The sequence below is a fragment of the Mesorhizobium sp. B283B1A genome, assembly GCF_020165735.1.
GTDB lineage: Bacteria > Pseudomonadota > Alphaproteobacteria > Rhizobiales > Rhizobiaceae > Mesorhizobium > Mesorhizobium opportunistum.
The window spans coordinates 14943-30413 of sequence record NZ_JAIUIQ010000035.1 but is presented as its reverse complement, the minus strand read 5'-3'; the positions used below and the strand labels follow the sequence as shown (position 1 = coordinate 30413).

At 64.8% G+C, this 15471-nt stretch carries 13 protein-coding genes and 1 pseudogene; 12 read left to right on the top strand and 2 right to left on the bottom strand.

The window, feature by feature from the left end; all coding sequences use genetic code 11:
* Positions 1 to 9: 9 nt before the first annotated feature.
* From LB577_RS24870 to LB577_RS24855, 4 genes are all read left to right on the top strand, one after another.
* The gene (locus tag LB577_RS24870) at positions 10 to 1293 is read left to right on the top strand and encodes a nucleotide disphospho-sugar-binding domain-containing protein (RefSeq protein ID WP_224689318.1); all 1284 of its coding nucleotides are present in this window, start codon (positions 10 to 12) and stop codon (positions 1291 to 1293) included.
* Between the two features lie 5 nt (positions 1294 to 1298).
* Positions 1299 to 2669: a glutamine synthetase family protein gene (locus LB577_RS24865; RefSeq protein ID WP_224689317.1), complete on the top strand. Its 1371-nt coding sequence runs from the start codon at positions 1299 to 1301 to the stop codon at positions 2667 to 2669.
* 2 nt (positions 2670 to 2671) lie between these two features.
* The gene (locus LB577_RS24860) at positions 2672 to 3970 is read left to right on the top strand and encodes an NAD(P)/FAD-dependent oxidoreductase (protein WP_224689316.1); all 1299 of its coding nucleotides are present in this window, start codon (positions 2672 to 2674) and stop codon (positions 3968 to 3970) included.
* 227 nt (positions 3971 to 4197) lie between these two features.
* Entirely contained in the window at positions 4198 to 5136 is a 939-nt protein-coding gene (locus LB577_RS24855; protein ID WP_224689315.1) for an IS110 family transposase, read from the top strand.
* 199 nt (positions 5137 to 5335) lie between these two features.
* Here LB577_RS24855 and LB577_RS24850 read toward each other — a convergent pair whose 3' ends face one another.
* Complete coding sequence (locus tag LB577_RS24850; protein ID WP_224689314.1) at positions 5336 to 6106, bottom strand: IclR family transcriptional regulator; 771 nt, start codon at positions 6104 to 6106, stop codon at positions 5336 to 5338.
* 120 nt (positions 6107 to 6226) lie between these two features.
* Here LB577_RS24850 and LB577_RS24845 point away from each other — a divergent pair, with 120 nt between their 5' ends.
* The 7 genes from LB577_RS24845 (at position 6227) to LB577_RS24815 (ending at position 14038) form a co-directional block, all read left to right on the top strand.
* Positions 6227 to 7084, top strand: a complete 858-nt coding sequence (locus LB577_RS24845; protein WP_224689313.1) for a CoA transferase subunit A — start codon at positions 6227 to 6229, stop codon at positions 7082 to 7084.
* On the top strand, positions 7081 to 7887 hold the full coding sequence (locus tag LB577_RS24840) for a CoA-transferase subunit beta (RefSeq protein WP_224689312.1): 807 nt from the start codon (positions 7081 to 7083) through the stop codon (positions 7885 to 7887). Before LB577_RS24845 ends, LB577_RS24840 begins: the two co-directional genes overlap by 4 nt.
* A gap of 1 nt (position 7888) precedes the next feature.
* Positions 7889 to 9094 (top strand): 3-oxoadipyl-CoA thiolase, encoded by a 1206-nt coding sequence (pcaF, locus tag LB577_RS24835; protein ID WP_224689350.1) that lies wholly within the window; start codon positions 7889 to 7891, stop codon positions 9092 to 9094.
* Positions 9095 to 9247: 153 nt separating this feature from the next.
* Positions 9248 to 10279: a BMP family protein gene (locus LB577_RS24830; protein ID WP_224689311.1), complete on the top strand. Its 1032-nt coding sequence runs from the start codon at positions 9248 to 9250 to the stop codon at positions 10277 to 10279.
* 251 nt (positions 10280 to 10530) lie between these two features.
* Positions 10531 to 12042 (top strand): ABC transporter ATP-binding protein, encoded by a 1512-nt coding sequence (locus LB577_RS24825; RefSeq protein WP_224689310.1) that lies wholly within the window; start codon positions 10531 to 10533, stop codon positions 12040 to 12042.
* Positions 12042 to 13097: an ABC transporter permease gene (locus LB577_RS24820; RefSeq protein ID WP_224689309.1), complete on the top strand. Its 1056-nt coding sequence runs from the start codon at positions 12042 to 12044 to the stop codon at positions 13095 to 13097. Before LB577_RS24825 ends, LB577_RS24820 begins: the two co-directional genes overlap by 1 nt.
* Positions 13094 to 14038, top strand: a complete 945-nt coding sequence (locus tag LB577_RS24815; protein WP_224689308.1) for an ABC transporter permease — start codon at positions 13094 to 13096, stop codon at positions 14036 to 14038. The genes LB577_RS24820 and LB577_RS24815 overlap by 4 nt, the downstream gene beginning before the upstream one ends.
* A gap of 220 nt (positions 14039 to 14258) precedes the next feature.
* On the opposite strand, the pseudogene LB577_RS24810 reads toward LB577_RS24815, so the two are convergent.
* Positions 14259 to 15025, bottom strand: a pseudogene (locus LB577_RS24810) (SDR family NAD(P)-dependent oxidoreductase).
* Between the two features lie 288 nt (positions 15026 to 15313).
* Between LB577_RS24810 and LB577_RS24805 the strand changes: the two are divergent.
* Positions 15314 to 15469 carry a hypothetical protein gene (locus LB577_RS24805; protein WP_023765981.1) on the top strand — a complete coding sequence of 52 codons (156 nt, stop codon included), beginning with the start codon at positions 15314 to 15316 and terminating at the stop codon, positions 15467 to 15469.
* Positions 15470 to 15471: the final 2 nt, after the last annotated feature.

Genomic DNA, 15471 nt, shown 5'->3' with positions numbered 1-15471 from the left:
GAGGACTAATTGACGCGTAAAGCCAGCCCGACCATCGCGCTGTTTCCCGAAGCAAGCTTCGGCGCGGCATTGAATTGCGTCGGTATCGCGCAGGCGTTGCGCGCCAAGGGTGCCCGGCCCGTCTTCATCTGCCATGCCGGCTTCTCCGGCGTCTTTGCCGACTATGGTTTCCAGGAATACCAACTGCCGACCGACGAGCCGCTGAGCGACAGCGAGCGCCAGAGCTACTGGCAGGCCTTCGTGCGCCGGCACCTGCCACATTTCCGGCTGAGCCCGATCGACCAGCTCGAAACCTATGTCGCGCCGACATGGCAGGCGATCGTCGACACCGCTGTCAATGCCGAGGCGCCTTTGCGCCAATTGCTGGGGCGGCTGAAACCGGATGCGATCGTGCTCGACAATGTCATCATGTTCCCGGCCATCGCCGCCGCCGGTTGTCCATGGGTGCGTGTCGTCTCCTGCGCCGAGACGGAACTGCCGGACGCTGAAGTGCCGCCCTACCTCTCGGGAATGGGTGCCGATGACCCGCAACGCGCGGCGTTCGAGGCTCGCTACCTCACCGCCTCGGCGCCGGCGCATGACCGGTTCAACCGTTTTCGCGTGGATGCCGGCCTGGCCCCGCTGCCGAAAGGCCTGTTCCTGGAGACGTCGCCCGACCTCAATCTGCTGTTGACGCCGGCAATCGTGCGCCGCGAGCGCGCCGCGCCGCTCGATCCGGAGCGCTTCGTCTATCTCGAAGGTTGCGTGCGTTCGGAAGGGCCATTCGAGGTGCCGGTGTTCCCGCGCAACAAGGGGCCGCTGGTCTATGTCAGCTTCGGCAGCCTCGGCGCCATGGATGTAGGCCTGATCGAGCGCATGCTCGCCGTCTTCGACAGGCTGCCGGCGCGCTTCATCGTCAATGTCGGCGGCCTGCGCGACGCCTATCGCGCGGTGCCGGACAATGTCTATCTCGACGCCTGGTTTCCGCAGCCCTCGGTGGTGGCGAAGTCCGACCTGTTCATCCACCACGGCGGCAACAACAGCTTTTGCGAGGCGCTGCGCTTCGGCGTGCCGTCGCTGATCATGCCCTATTGCTGGGACGGACACGACAATGCACGCCGCGCCGAGGAGACCGGCACCGGCGACCATATCGGCCGTGACGGCTGGACCGAAGGAGTATTGGAGAAAGCCATTCTCGGCCTGCTGGCCGATGACGCCATGCGCGCCCGCCTGAAGGGAAATGCAGCCCAGATGGCCCTGAAACCCGGAACGGACGTGGCCGCGCAAGCCATACTCTCCCTGATACGGACATGAACGAAATGCCTGACAAGAACGCGAATACCGCGACCAACGATCCCAAGGCCTGGCTGGCCCAGCACGGCATCAATGAGGTCGAATGCCTGGTGCCTGACATGAACGGCGTTTTGCGCGGCAAGGCCCTGCCGACTGCGAAGTTCCTCAAGGCGTTGGAAGACCGAGCTCTCTATCTGCCGAGCAGCGCCTTCCTGGTCAGCATCGACGGCCGCTATTCCGGCTCGATCGACGAAGGTTTTGCCTATTCGGACCCGGACATGCGCATGGTGCCCGACGTCTCGACGCTCAGCCTGGCGCCGGGTGCGGCCGCGGGGAAAGCCTATGTTTTCGCCGATGCCTTCCACATGGACGGCAGGCCATGGATGGCCTCGCCGCGCCATGTGCTGCGCGCCGTTCTCGACCTCTACCGCCAGCGCGGCTGGCGCGCGGTGGTGGCGCCGGAGCTTGAATTCTATCTCACCGCGCCCAACCCCGATCCGGACAAGCCGCTGACCGCCCCGATCGGCAGCAATGGCCGCGCCGAGGGCGTGCAGCATCCCTATGACATGGCCGCGCTCGAGGAGTTCGAGCCGGTGATCCGCCGCATCTACGATTATGCGGCGGCCGCCGGACTGCCGCTCGACACGCTGATCCATGAATCGGGCACGGCACAGCTGGAGATCAACTTCCTGCATGGCGACGCACTGCCGTTGGCCGACAAGGTGCTTTTGTTCAAGCGGCTGACGCGCCAGGCGGCGCAGCAATGCGGCATGCACGCCACCTTCATGGCCAAGCCGATCGCGGCGCAGGCGGGCAGCTCGATGCATCTGCACATGTCGGTCATCGACGATGCCGGCAACACGCTGTTTGCCGGCAATGACGATGCCGACACCGAGATGTTCGGCCATTTCATCGGCGGCCTGCAGAGATACGTGCCGGAGATCATGCCGCTGTTCGCGCCCAACGTGAATTCGTTTCGCCGCATCCGGCCGAACCACAGTGCGCCGGCCAACATCGAGTGGTCGCACGACAACCGCTCCTGCGGCCTGCGCGTGCCGGCCGGTGGGCGCGCGGCGCGGCGGGTGGAGAACCGCTTGCCGGGTGCCGATTCCAATCCCTATCTTGCGATCGCCGGTTCGCTGCTTGCCGGCTATCTCGGCATCGAACAGAAACTGGCGCGCTCGGCCGAAGCGTCGGGCAATGCCTACAAGATCAAAAGTACCCTGCCGAAGACCATGGAGGAGGCGCTGGATCGTTTCGAGGCCTGTGAGCCGGTGCGGAAGCTGCTCGGCGAGGATTTCTTCCAGACCTATCTGCGCGTCAAGAGTGTCGAGCTCGACCTGTTCCAGGGCGTGGTGACGAGCTGGGAACGCGACCACCTGCTGCTGAAGGTGTGATCATGGCATCTTCAACGGGTTTCAATTCCGGCCTCGATATCGGCCAATCCTATTATGTCGCCACCGCGAATCCGGCGCCGGACCATCCGGCTCTGGTCGGCGATGTCGAAGCCGATCTGGTGGTCGTTGGCGGCGGCTGCACGGGCCTGTCGGCGGCCCTTCACGCCGCCGAGCGCGGCCTGAAGGTGGTGCTGCTCGAAGGCGGCAAGATCGGCTGGGGCGCATCGGGCCGCAATGGCGGCCAGATGATCCCGGGCCTGCGCAAGGGTGCCAAGGGGCTGGTCAAGCTCTACGGGGCTGAGCGGGCGAAAGTACTGTTCGATCTCGCCTTCGAGGCGCGGGGCCTGGTGCTCGACATCATCGAGCGCCATGCCATCGACTGCGATCTCAGGCTGACCGGCCATCTGGTCGGCGCCGTCAACGGCTCCGATCTCAGGGATCTGGAAGAAGAAGCCAAGTGCCTCGAAAGCGTGATGAAGTTTAGCGATGTCGAGATCCTGTCGGCTGCGGAGGCCCGGGCCAAGGTCGACACGCCTTACCATGGCGCGATGTACGAGCCGCTTGGCGGCCACATGCATCCGCTGAACTACACGCTCGGCCTTGCCCGCGCAGCCGTGGCCGCCGGCGTCGTCATCCATGAGAATTCGGTGGCGGTGAAGCTGGAGCGCGAACCTTCGATCCGGGTCTCGACATCGAAGGGGTCGGTGCGGGCCAAGCATGTCGTGCTGGCGGGCGATGCGCTGCTCAATGGACTGGAACCGCGCGTCAACAGCCGCATCATGCCGGTCGGAAACTACATCGTCGCCACCGAGCCATTGGCAGGCGAGCGCAATGTCATCCCGGCCAATGTCGCGGTGTCCGACACGCGCTTCGTCGTCAACTATTACCGCATGTCGGCGGACGGCCGGCTGCTGTTCGGCGGCGGCGAGCGCTATACGCCATCGCCGCCGGCCGATATTGCCGGCTTCGTGCGGCCGCACATGGAAGCCACCTTCCCGCAGCTCAAGGGCTGCCGCATCGATCATGCCTGGGGCGGGCTGGTGTCGGTGACCACATCGCGACTGCCGCATGTCGGGCATTATGGCGAGGTCTATTTCGCGCACGGCTATTCCGGCAAGGGCGTCATCCTGTCGACGTTGTCGGGCAAGCTTTTGGCCGAAGCGATCACCGGCGATGCATCACGGCTCGATTTGTTCTCGACACTGACCCCGATGCCGTTCCCCTGCGGTACCGCGCTGCGCGGGCCACTCTATGTGCTGGGCATGCTGTGGTACGCGATGCGGGACCGGATCAAGCATTGAGGGTTGGAAGATGTCGGCGGACCAGCACCCCCCTTGTATCTACACGAGAGAGATTTCGTGGGATTAGAGCGATTGAGCCAAGGTCCGGGCGGCCGCCCGGACCTTGGCTTGGCGAAGTCGCCCGTACCACCTGAGGTTACAGCCGCGGGAGAGCTTGGGATCTTCGCCTTCATCACGCACGACCGAACAGTCGCTTGGTTCCAACCGTACGCACAAGGCAGGTTACCGTGAACAGGATTATTTGTGGAGTTGATGTTTCGAAAGATTGGCTGGACGCGCATGTCTGGCCTGGCGGAGCGGCAGCGCGCTTCGCCAACGATGCGGCGGGGATCGCAGCTCTTTGGCTGTTCTGCCGCAGCCATGGCGCAGCCCTTGCGGTGATGGAGGCATCGGGCGGCTATGAACGGCTGGGGTTCATGCTCTTGTGGGCGCACGGCATGCCGTGCGGCGTGGTCAATGCCAAGAGCGTGCGCCGTTTTGCCGAGGCGATGGGCTATCTTGAGAAAACCGACAGGATCGACGCCGCTGTCATCGCCCACTATGGCGCGGTCAAGAACACGGTGCCGACGCCACCGCCAAGCGCTGCCCAGCAGCGGCTTGCCGCGTTGGTTGGCCGACTTTGCCAGATTGTCGGCGATGCGACCATCAACAAGCAGCGCAGAAGTGCCGCACGCGACGCCGAGGTATGCGCCAGCATCGAGGCGATGCTGGCCTTCCTCAAGCGCGAGCAACGGCGCCTGGAAGGCGAGATTGCCTCGATGATCGATGACGATCCGCTGTGGGCCAGGCTGGAGCGGGCCTTTCGTTCGCTCAAGGGCGTGGCCGGACGCACCGTCGCCCGCCTGATGGCCGAACTGCCCGAGATCGGCCTCATCTCCAACAAGGCTATCGCCAAGCTGGCAGGCCTCGCTCCCTTCGCCAACGATAGCGGCAAGCGCACCGGCAACAGGCATGTCCGAGGCGGACGCGCTGGGCCGCGTGGCATCCTCTTCATCGTCGCAGCCATCGTGGCCAAATTCGATCCTCATCTCAAAGCTTTCGCGCAACGGTTGCAACAGGCGGGAAAGCCAAAAATGCTCATCCGCATCGCACTCGCCAGAAAACTCCTCGTCATCCTCAATGCAAAAGCACGCGATGCGCGCAACGAGTTCGCAATTGCAACTTGACACCCCAGATAGTCGCTCTGTCCTGCCGGACATCTCCCCCACAAGGGGGGAGATTGGCAGGTTCGGCGCTGCGCTCACCTTACAACAGTATAGATTGGCGAAACCCGAGATAACAGCTGATCTCCCTCCTTGCGGGGGAGATGGCCGGCAGGCCAGAGGGGGGTGCTGTCCCGCCGACGTTGAAGGTTGGCAAGTCCTCTTAAACGACGAAAAAAACTTCAATCCGCTGCCTGGCCTCAAGCAGCGCCGGCAGGATCTCCCGTTCCATCTCGGCGACAGAAAGCCGCGCCGATTGCGTCGAGACGTTGATGGCCGCGACCGTGCTCCCTGAGCGGTCGCGGATCGGCACGGCTATCGAGCGCAGGCCGAGTTCCAGTTCCTCGTCGACGATGGCAAAGCCGTCGGCCTTCGCCTTGCCGATGGCCTCGGCCAGCAATTTTTTGTCGGTGATCGTCTTCGGCGTGCGTCTCTCGACGGTCGCCTGGCGGAGGAACGCGTCCAATTCCCCTGGTGTCAGGCCGCCCAGCAGGATGCGTCCCATCGAGGTGCAATAGGCCGGCAGCCTGGTGCCGACATCGAGCGACACGCTGAGGATGCGGCGGCCGGGAATGCGGGCGACATAGACGACATCCGGGCCCGACAGGATCGCCGCCGAGCAGGCCTCGTTCAACTGCGCCGCCACCGCCCGCATGATCGGCGCGGCGAAGCTCCACAGCGAGCCACCGCCGAGCCAGGTGCGGGCCACGGTCAGCAGGCGCGGCGACAGCGAGAACACGCGGCCGTCCTGCGTGGCGTAGCCGGTCGCAACCAGCGTCAGCAGGAAGCGGCGGGCGCCGGCACGGGTCAGGCCGGCCTCCTCCGCCATTTCGGTCAGCGTCATGCCCTGGGGCTGACGCGCCAGGATCTCCATGACGGCAAGGCCACGCTCGAGCGAGCCGACATGGTCACGGGAAACGGTCTCTTCGTCCATCGGGCCTCCGCGGAAGGGTACCGCTGCCGGGATTGACTCCGCGTCTTCGACCAGCTTAGAAAGTATCGCATATTAAACATATGTTCACAATACGAACTTTTTGTACGTGGAGCCGATGCGATGGTCAAGTTCCTGCCGCTCAAACGGGCCGTTGCGGAGAACCTCAACAATGGCGACTCCGTCGCCTTCGAGGGCTTCACTCATCTGATCCCGACGGCTGCGGCGCATGAGGCGATCCGCCAGGGTTTTTCCGACCTGACCCTGATCCGCATGACGCCGGACCTGATCTACGACCAGATGATCGGCATGGGCATGGCCAAGAAGATCATCTTCTCCTATGTCGGCAATCCCGGCGTCGGCCTGCTGCGGCGCGTACGCGATGCCATCGAGAATGGTTTTCCGAGACCCATCGAGGTCGAGGAGCACAGTCATGCCGGCATGGCCAATGCCTATGAGGCGGGTGCTGCCGGTCTGCCCTGCGCGATTTTCCGCGGCTATCGCGGCGCGGGCCTTGCGGAGGTCAACCCGAACATCAAATCCGTCACGTGCCCGTTCACAGGTGAGGTGCTGGCCGCCGTTCCCTCGATCCGGCCCGACGTCACCTTCATCCATGCGCAGAAGGCCGACCGGAAAGGCAATGTGCTGGTCGAAGGCATCATCGGCATCCAGAAGGAAGCCGTGCTGGCAGCCAGGCGTGCGGTTGTAACGGTGGAGGAGGTGGTCGACAATTTCGACGACCTGCACCCCAATCTGACCGTGCTGCCGCGCTGGACCATCGCGGCGATATCGGTCGTGCCGGGCGGCTCGCATCCGTCCTACGCGCATGGCTATTATGGGCGCGACAATGCCGCCTATCTCGAATGGGACGAGATCGCCGCCGACCGGGAAAAGTTCCAGGCCTGGATGCAGGCGAACGTCATCGAAAAGAGCGCCGACGATTTTGCTGGACGTGTCGAGCATCTGAGGAAAGCGGCATGAGCGACACTCCATTGGCCTTGGGCTTCACCCCCAACGAGATGATGACCATTGCCGCCAGCCGTGCGCTCACAAATGACGATGTCTGCTTCGTCGGCATCGGTGCGCCGTCCGCCGCCTGCAATGTGGCGCGGCTGACGCATGCGCCCGACATCACGCTGATCTACGAAAGCGGCACGATCGGCACCGCGCCGGATGTGCTGCCGCTGTCGATCGGCGATGGCGAATTGTGCGAGACCGCGGTCACCACCGTCGCGGTGCCGGAGATGTTCCGCTACTGGCTGCAGGGCGGCCGCATCTCGATCGGCTTCCTCGGTGCGGCGCAACTCGACAAGTTCGGTAACATCAACACCACCGTCATCGGCGACTATTTCCACCCGAAGACCCGGCTGCCTGGCGGCGGCGGGGCACCGGAGATCGCGACCTCGTCGAAGGAGATCTACATCACCATGGCGCAGAGCAAGCGCGGCATGGTCGAAAAGATCGACTTCTTCACCTCCTTCGGCCATGGCGAGGGCGGCGATCATCGCAAGCGCCTCGGCATCGACACGGCTGGTCCGACGCTGCTGATCACCGATCTCGCCATCTGGAAGCCTGATCCGGTGACCAAGGAATTCACGGTCGTTTCTCTGCATCCGGGTGTCTCGCGCCACCAGGTGCAGGAGAGCTGTGGCTGGGTGGTTAAGTTCGCCGAGGCGCTTGACGAAACGCCGCCGCCAAGTGAACTCGAACTCAAGACATTGCGCGACCTGCAGGCCCGCACCAAGGCGGCGCATGAAGGAACCGGAAAAACAAGGGCTGCATGACATGGCCGAGGCCTATATCTGCGATTACATCCGCACGCCGATCGGCCGCTTCGGCGGTTCGCTGTCCTCGGTGCGATCAGACGATCTCGGCGCCATTCCGCTGAAGGCGCTGGTCGAGCGCAATGCCGGCATCGATTGGCAGGCAGTCGACGACGTCGTCTATGGCTGTGCCAACCAGGCCGGCGAGGACAACCGCAACGTGGCGCGCATGGCGCTGCTCTTGGCCGGCCTGCCGAAGGAAATCCCGGGCTCGACCGTCAACCGGCTGTGCGGCTCCGGCATGGATGCGCTGACCATCGCCGCACGCGCGATCAAGGCCGGCGAGGCGGAGCTGATGATTGCCGGCGGTGTCGAATCGATGAGCCGCGCACCCTTTGTCATGCCAAAGGCCGACACGGCGTTTTCGCGCAATGCCGAGATTTACGACACCACGATCGGCTGGCGCTTCGTCAACCCGGTGATGAAGAAGCAGTATGGTGTCGATTCCATGCCGGAGACCGGCGAGAACGTGGCGGAAGACTTCGCCGTCTCCCGCGCCGACCAGGACGCCTTTGCCGTGCGCAGCCAGGACAAGGCAGTCGCCGCACAGGCCAACGGCCGATTGGCGAAGGAGATCACGGAGGTGACGATCCCGCAGCGCAAGGGCGACGCGGTGGTCGTCTCGAAGGATGAGCATCCCCGCGCCGGCACCACGGTGGAGGCGCTGGCCAAATTGCCGACGCCGTTCCGGCAAGGCGGCACGGTGACGGCCGGCAATGCTTCCGGCGTCAATGACGGGGCAGCGGCGCTGATCGTCGCCTCCGAGGCCGCCGTGAAGAAATACGGCCTGACGCCGATCGCTCGCATCCTTGGCGGGGCCGCCGCCGGTGTCGCGCCGCGCATCATGGGTATCGGACCGGCGCCGGCGACGCAGAAGCTCTGCGCGCGGCTCGGCCTGACTCCAAAACAGTTCGATGTCATCGAGCTCAACGAAGCCTTCGCCTCGCAAGGCATCGCCGTATTGCGCCAGCTCGGCATCGCCGAGGATGCCTCGCATGTCAACCCGAATGGCGGCGCCATCGCGCTCGGCCATCCCCTGGGCATGTCGGGCGCCCGCATTTCCGGCACCGCGGCGCTGGAGCTGCGCGAGCGCGGCGGCCGCTATGCACTGGCCACCATGTGCATCGGCGTCGGCCAGGGCATCGCCATCGCGCTCGAACGGGCCTGAATGCGCCTTCTGCCTGGCCCGCGAGAATCAGAGCCGGACTCGGCGCTCCGTCAAATTTGACCATGTGGACAAAAGTCCGGACCCGTTCCATAGTTCCCCGTCTGATTTTTAGAACGGCCGGCTCGACACGGCTGTCGAACAGAGGGGACTGCAATGGATAATAGGAAGAACAAATCTCATTTCGCCCGCGAAGGTCTTTCGCGGCGCAATGTCCTTGAACTGGGCGCGCTTGGCCTGGCCGCTGCCATGCTGCCGGGTGCTGCCTTCGCCAAGGACAAGAAGCTGAAGGTGGCGGCGATCTTCGCCACGCCGATAGAGGAGCCGTGGGACAACCAGATCCATGTCGCCTTGCAGAAGGCCGAGAAGGAACTCGGCATCGAGTACAAATGGTCCGAGAAGGTGCAGACCGCCGACTTTAGCCGCGTCATGCGCGAATATGCGCAAGGCGGCTATCAGCTGGTGCTGGGCGATGCCTTCGCCGCCGAACGCGAATCGCGCCGTACGGCCAAGCAGTTCCCGAAGACCGCCTGGCTGTTCGGCTCGGGCGCCGGCCCCGCCGATCCCAATTTCGGCGTCTTCGACAACTGGATCCACGAGCCGGCCTATCTGTCAGGCATGATCGCCGGCAAGATGTCGAAGTCGGGTACCATCGGCGCCGTCGCGGCGATGGGCATCCCGGAGGTGAACCGGCTGGTCAACGCCTTCTTCGCCGGCGCCAAGGAGGTCAATCCGAACATCAAGAAGAAGGTCGCCTTCATCGGTTCCTTCTTCGATCCGCCGAAGGCCAAGGAAGCCGCGGTGGCGCAGATCGATGCCGGCGCCGACGTCATCTACGCCGAGCGCTTCGGTGTCATCGAAGCGGCGGTGGAAAAGAAGGTGTTCGCCATCTCCAACATGTCCGACCAGTCGAGCCTCGGCCCGGACACGGTCATCACCGGCCCGGTCTGGGACATGTATCCGACGGTCGAACAGGCGATCAAGCTGGTCAAGGCCGGCGTCTTCACCGCGCAGGACTATGGCGACTTCTCGCGCATGGCCAAGGGCGGATCGTTCCTGGCGCCCTACCACAAGTTCGACAAGACGCTGCCGGCCGACGTGAAGGATCTGGTCGAGAAGAAGAAGGCCGAGATCCTCGAAGGCAATTTCCGGGTGGATGTGGACGAGAACACGCCGGTTTCGGATTGAGTTCTGGTCTTTAGGGGTTGGTGCTAGGCGCCCCCCTCTGTCCTGCCGGACATCTCCCCCTCAAGGGGGAGATTGGCAGCTTTGTCGGCGGCACCCTTATTCGGCGTGGAAAATTGGCGAAAGCCGAAAGTGACATCCGATCTCCCCCCTTGAGGGGGAGATGGCCGGCAGGACAGAGGGGGGCGCCTCGCGCATCCCCATCAATCAAAGCTGGATCACAAAGCCAATTCCGATCAGGAGCATCCTTGTCCTTGCCCGCCCCACTCATCGAAATGCGCGGCATCACCAAGAGCTTCGGCGCCGTCAAGGCGAACGAGGCTGTCGACCTCAGCGTGGCGCCCGGTGAGATCCTTGGGCTGCTGGGCGAGAACGGCGCCGGCAAGACGACGCTGATGAATGTGCTGTTCGGCGCCTATGCGCCCGACGCCGGCGAGATCCTGATCCAGGGCCGGCCGGTGCGCATCACCAGTTCGGCCGATGCGCTGGCTGCCGGCATCGGCATGGTGCATCAGCATTTTCACCTCGCGCCACGGCTGACGGTGCTGGAAAACCTGCTGATCGGCATTCCCGGCAAGGCGGGGCGGACCGACCGCGCCGGCGGGCTGGCGCGGCTCGCCGAAATCGGCCGCCAGCACGGCTTGACGCTTAATCCCGACCTGCCGGTCTCGGCGCTGTCGGTCGGCGAGCAGCAGCGGCTCGAAATCGTCAAGGCGCTGTTTCGCGGCGCCAAGCTTTTGATCCTCGACGAACCGACGGCGGTGCTGGCGCCCAGCGAGGTCGACGGGCTGTTTTCGGCGCTGCGCTCGATGGCGGCGCAAGGGCTCGGCATCATCTTCATCTCGCACAAGCTCAACGAGGTGCGCGCTCTGACGCATCGCTGCACGGTGCTGCGGCATGGCCGTGTCGCCGGGCGCGTCGACGACCCCGCCAACACGACGTCGGCCGCCATGGCGCAACTGATGTGCGGACATGAGATCGTGCCGCCGGCGCGGGGGCCATCGACGCCCGGTGCGGCGGTGCTGACGCTCGACGGCATTTCCACCGCGCGGCATTCGGGCACGGCGCTGCGCGGCGTATCGCTTGCCGTGCGCGGCGGCGAGATCCTCGGCATCGCCGGCGTGTCGGGCAATGGCCAACGAGCGCTGGCCGAGGTGATTTCCGGCACACGGGCGCCCGATGCCGGCGGGATGACGATAGCCGGCCAGAAGGTGACGCGGTTTTCGCCGCGCGAGGTGCAGGCGCTCGGTCTCGGCCGCATCCCCGAAGACCGCATGACCACCGGGCTGGTCACCAATCTGCCGCTTGCCGATTCAATGGTGCTGCCGCGCATCGGTACGGCTGCCTTCAGCAGCAAGGGGCTGCTCAAGCCGGATGCGATCGGCGCCTTCGCCGAGGCGCAGATCAAGGCCTATGATATCAGGTGTCCCGGGCCGATGACGCGCGCTGGCGCGCTGTCCGGCGGCAATCTGCAGAAGGCGCTGCTGGCGCGCGAACTCGCCTTCGATCCGAAGGTGCTGATCGTGTCGCAACCGACGCGCGGCCTCGACATCGGCGCGGCACGTTTCATCCACGAAAAGTTCCTCGACATGCGGGCCAAGGGCTGCGGCATCATCGTCATCGGCGAGGATCTCGAAGAATTGCTGGTGCTCTGCGACCGCATCGCGGTGATGTATGAGGGCCGCATCGCCGGCACGCTCGACAGCGCCGATGCGACGATCGCGCGGCTTGGACTGATGATGACCGGAGCGGAGGGGAGAGCCTGATGTTTCGCCTGGAAGTCCGGACCTCGACGCCCGCGTGGTTCAACCTCGCTTTGCCGCTGCTGGCGATCGGCGCGACGCTCGTCCTGTGCAGCGGCCTGATCGCGCTGGCCGGCGCCGGCGTGATCGAGGCCTATGGCGTGATGTTCACCGCCTCGCTCGGCGACAGCTATGCGATCACCGAAACCATGGTGCGCGCGGCGCCGATGATCTTCACCGGGCTGGCGGTGGCCGTCGCCTTCCGGGCTAAATTCTGGAACATCGGCGCCGAGGGGCAATTGCTCGCCGGCGCGGTCGCCAGCTGCTTCGTCGGCGCGATCCCGATGCCGGGACCGCTCGCCATGGTCTTGATGGCGGTGGCGGGCGCTGCGGCAGGTGCCGCGGTAGCGCTGGCGCCGGCGACGCTGCGGGTCAGATTCAAGGTCGACGATGTCGTCTCCTCGCTGCTGCTCAACTCGGTCATCTACTACGCGCTGATGGCGCTGATCGAAGGGCCGTGGAAGGATAGTTTCAGCGGCTATCCGATCTCGCCGCCGATCGAGGATTCGGCGAATTTTCCGGTGCTGATCGAGGGCACGCGGCTGCATCTCGGCGTCATCGTGGCGCTGATCGCCGCGCCTTTGATCTGGTTCCTGATCGTGCGCACGACGCTCGGCTTCCGCATCAGGGTCACCGGCGAAAACCCGGAAGCGGCCCGCTATGGCGGCATCCATGTCGAGCGGGTGCTGATCTCGACAGCGCTGCTGTCGGGTGCGCTGGCCGGGCTCGCCGGCGTCGGCGAGGTTGGCGGCGTGCATTTCCAGGTGATGAGCGACATCTCGCCGGGCTACGGCTATTCCGGCATCGTCGTTGCCATGCTGGCGCGGCTCAACCCGCTCGGCGTCGTGCCGGCGGCGATCTTCCTGGCCGCCGTGATGACCGGGGCCGAGGCGATGTCGCGCGCGACCGGCGTGCCGGCCTTCCTCAGCGATGTCATCCAGGGCACCGCGCTGCTGGCCATGCTGGTGGCGCTGCTGTTCACCGCCTACCGCATCCGCCGCGTCGGAGCTGTCCGATGAGCGCGGTGTTCGAACAGATTTTTCAGGTCGGCTTCCTGGCCGCGATCATCCGCATTGCCACGCCTTTGGCCTTTGCCACGCTCGGCGAAATGTTCTCCGAGCGGTCCGGCGTGCTCAATCTCGGCATCGAGGGCATCATGCTGCTCTGCGCGATGACCGGCTTCACCGCCACCAGCCTCAGCGGCAGCCTTTGGCTCGGCGTGCTGGTGGCGGTGCTGACGGGCATGCTGATGGGCGCGCTGCACGCGCTGTTCACCGTGGCGCTGGGCTTGAGCCAGCATGTCTGCGGCATCGGCGTCACGCTGTTTTCGTCCGGCCTTGCCTATTTCCTCTACCGGCTGATCTTCGGCCAGCAATCGGTACCGCCCAGCATCAAGGGTTTCCAGACGCTGCCGATCCCGCTGCTGTCGGAGGTTCCGGTGATCGGGACGGCGGTGTTCAACCAGTTTGCGCTCGTCTACATGGCGATCTTGGCCATCCCGCTCGCCGCCTTCGTGCTCTACCGTACGCCATGGGGCCTGTCGGTGCGCATGGTCGGCGAAAATCCGCGTGCCGCCGATTCGGCCGGTGTCAGCGTCATCGCCACGCGCTTCCAGGCGGTCATCCTCGGCGGTGCGCTGATGGGGTGGGCCGGCGCTTTCCTGTCGATGGCGCAGTTCAACGCCTTCACCTTCGGCGTCGTGTCCGGACGTGGTTGGGTGGCCATCGCGCTGGTCGTCTTCGGCCGCTGGGATCCGTGGCGCTCGGCGGGCGCGGCACTGCTGTTCGCCTTCGTCGATGCATTGCAGCTGCGCATGCAGGCGAGCGGCCTCGGGCACATCCCCTACGAAGCGTTCCTGATGCTGCCCTTCATCTTCACCATCGTTGCCATGGCCGTGATGTCACGCAACGCGGTGGCGCCATCGGCGCTGTTGAAGCCGTTCCGGAGGGAGGAGCGGTAGACGAGTAGGGCGTCCTTTCCTCTCCCTCCGGAGGGGGGAGAGGTGGCTCGGCGAAGCCGAGACGGAGTGGGGGAACCACCTCGCAGCAGTCGCCAACGGAAGGGACCTAAGCGCAAGAAGCTTTCTGTACCGCGCCGAGAGTCGACCCCCACTCCGTCGAGCTGCGCTCGACACCTCTCCCCCGATCGACGGGGGAGAGGAAGGGCGCCAGGCTGTCGCCTCACATCGCCGTAAAACCATTGTCGACGAACAGATGCGTGCCGTTGACGAAGCTCGATTCGTCGCTGGCGAGGTACAGCGCTGCCTTGGCGACCTCTTCCGGCTCGCCAATCCGGCCCTGCTGCGCGGCTAGCGCCGCATCGGAGACATCGATGCCGAGCCTGCCGAGATCGGCGACCTCGCGCAGGCCGTGCGGCGTGCGGATGAAGCCGGGGCAGACGGCGTTGCAGCGGATGTTGCGGTCGCGGAATTCGACGGCGATGGCGCGGGCGAACATGTGGCAGGCGCCCTTGGTGGTGTCGTAGAGCACCTCCATCGGCGTCGCGGTCACCGCCGAGATCGACGAGGTGCAGACAATCGAGCCGCCGCCGGCCGCGATCATGCCGGGCAGCACAGCGCGCGTCATCAGGAACATCGAGCGGACATTGACGGCGTGCAGCCAGTCCCATTCCTGGACCGTCGTCTCCAGGAAGGGTTTGATGACGATGGTGCCGGCGTGGTTGAACAGCACGGTGACCGGGCCGAGCTGTTCGGTCGCCCCTTTCACCGCGGCTCGACCTGCGCTTCGTCGGACACGTCGGCGACGAAATGCTCGGCTATGTGTCCCCGCGCACGTATCGCGGCCGCCGTGGCGGCGGCCGCCTCGCGATTGCGGTCGATGATCGCGACCTTGGCGCCTTCGGCGGCAAACAGTTCCGAGGCCGCTCCGCCCATTCCCGTGGCGCCGCCCGAAATGATGGCGACCTTGCCGGCCAGTCTCGTGCCCATTTTTCAGTTCCCCATGGTTGATGGTCTTCGTGTGCTCGGGCGATGCTACCGTGCGCGCAGCGGGCGGCCAATGGACGAATTGGGCACAGCGGGAACAAGGACATAGGTCCGTTCGGTCGCTTCGCGGCAATGCGAACGCCCCGCCGATCCATCGCGCTGACAAGCGCTCTCAGCAATCCGCAACCAATCTGTCGTCCGAAATAGGAAAATAATTCTGCTTTTGGCCAAAAAATAGCAATCGACAAAGTCTACAAGTTTTATAGATTAACCGGCGAGACGGAGGTCGATATGTCCTATATCCAGAACGCTCAGACTGACAGCAGCGGCCAGAGAGTGGCCAATGCCCAGACCTTTCGCCCGGCCTATGCCGGCGCTTTCGCCTATCTCGTCTTTGCCCTTGCGTTCGTGTTCACCGGGGCGGTCGTTCTCGGCCTTATTCCCTGAGC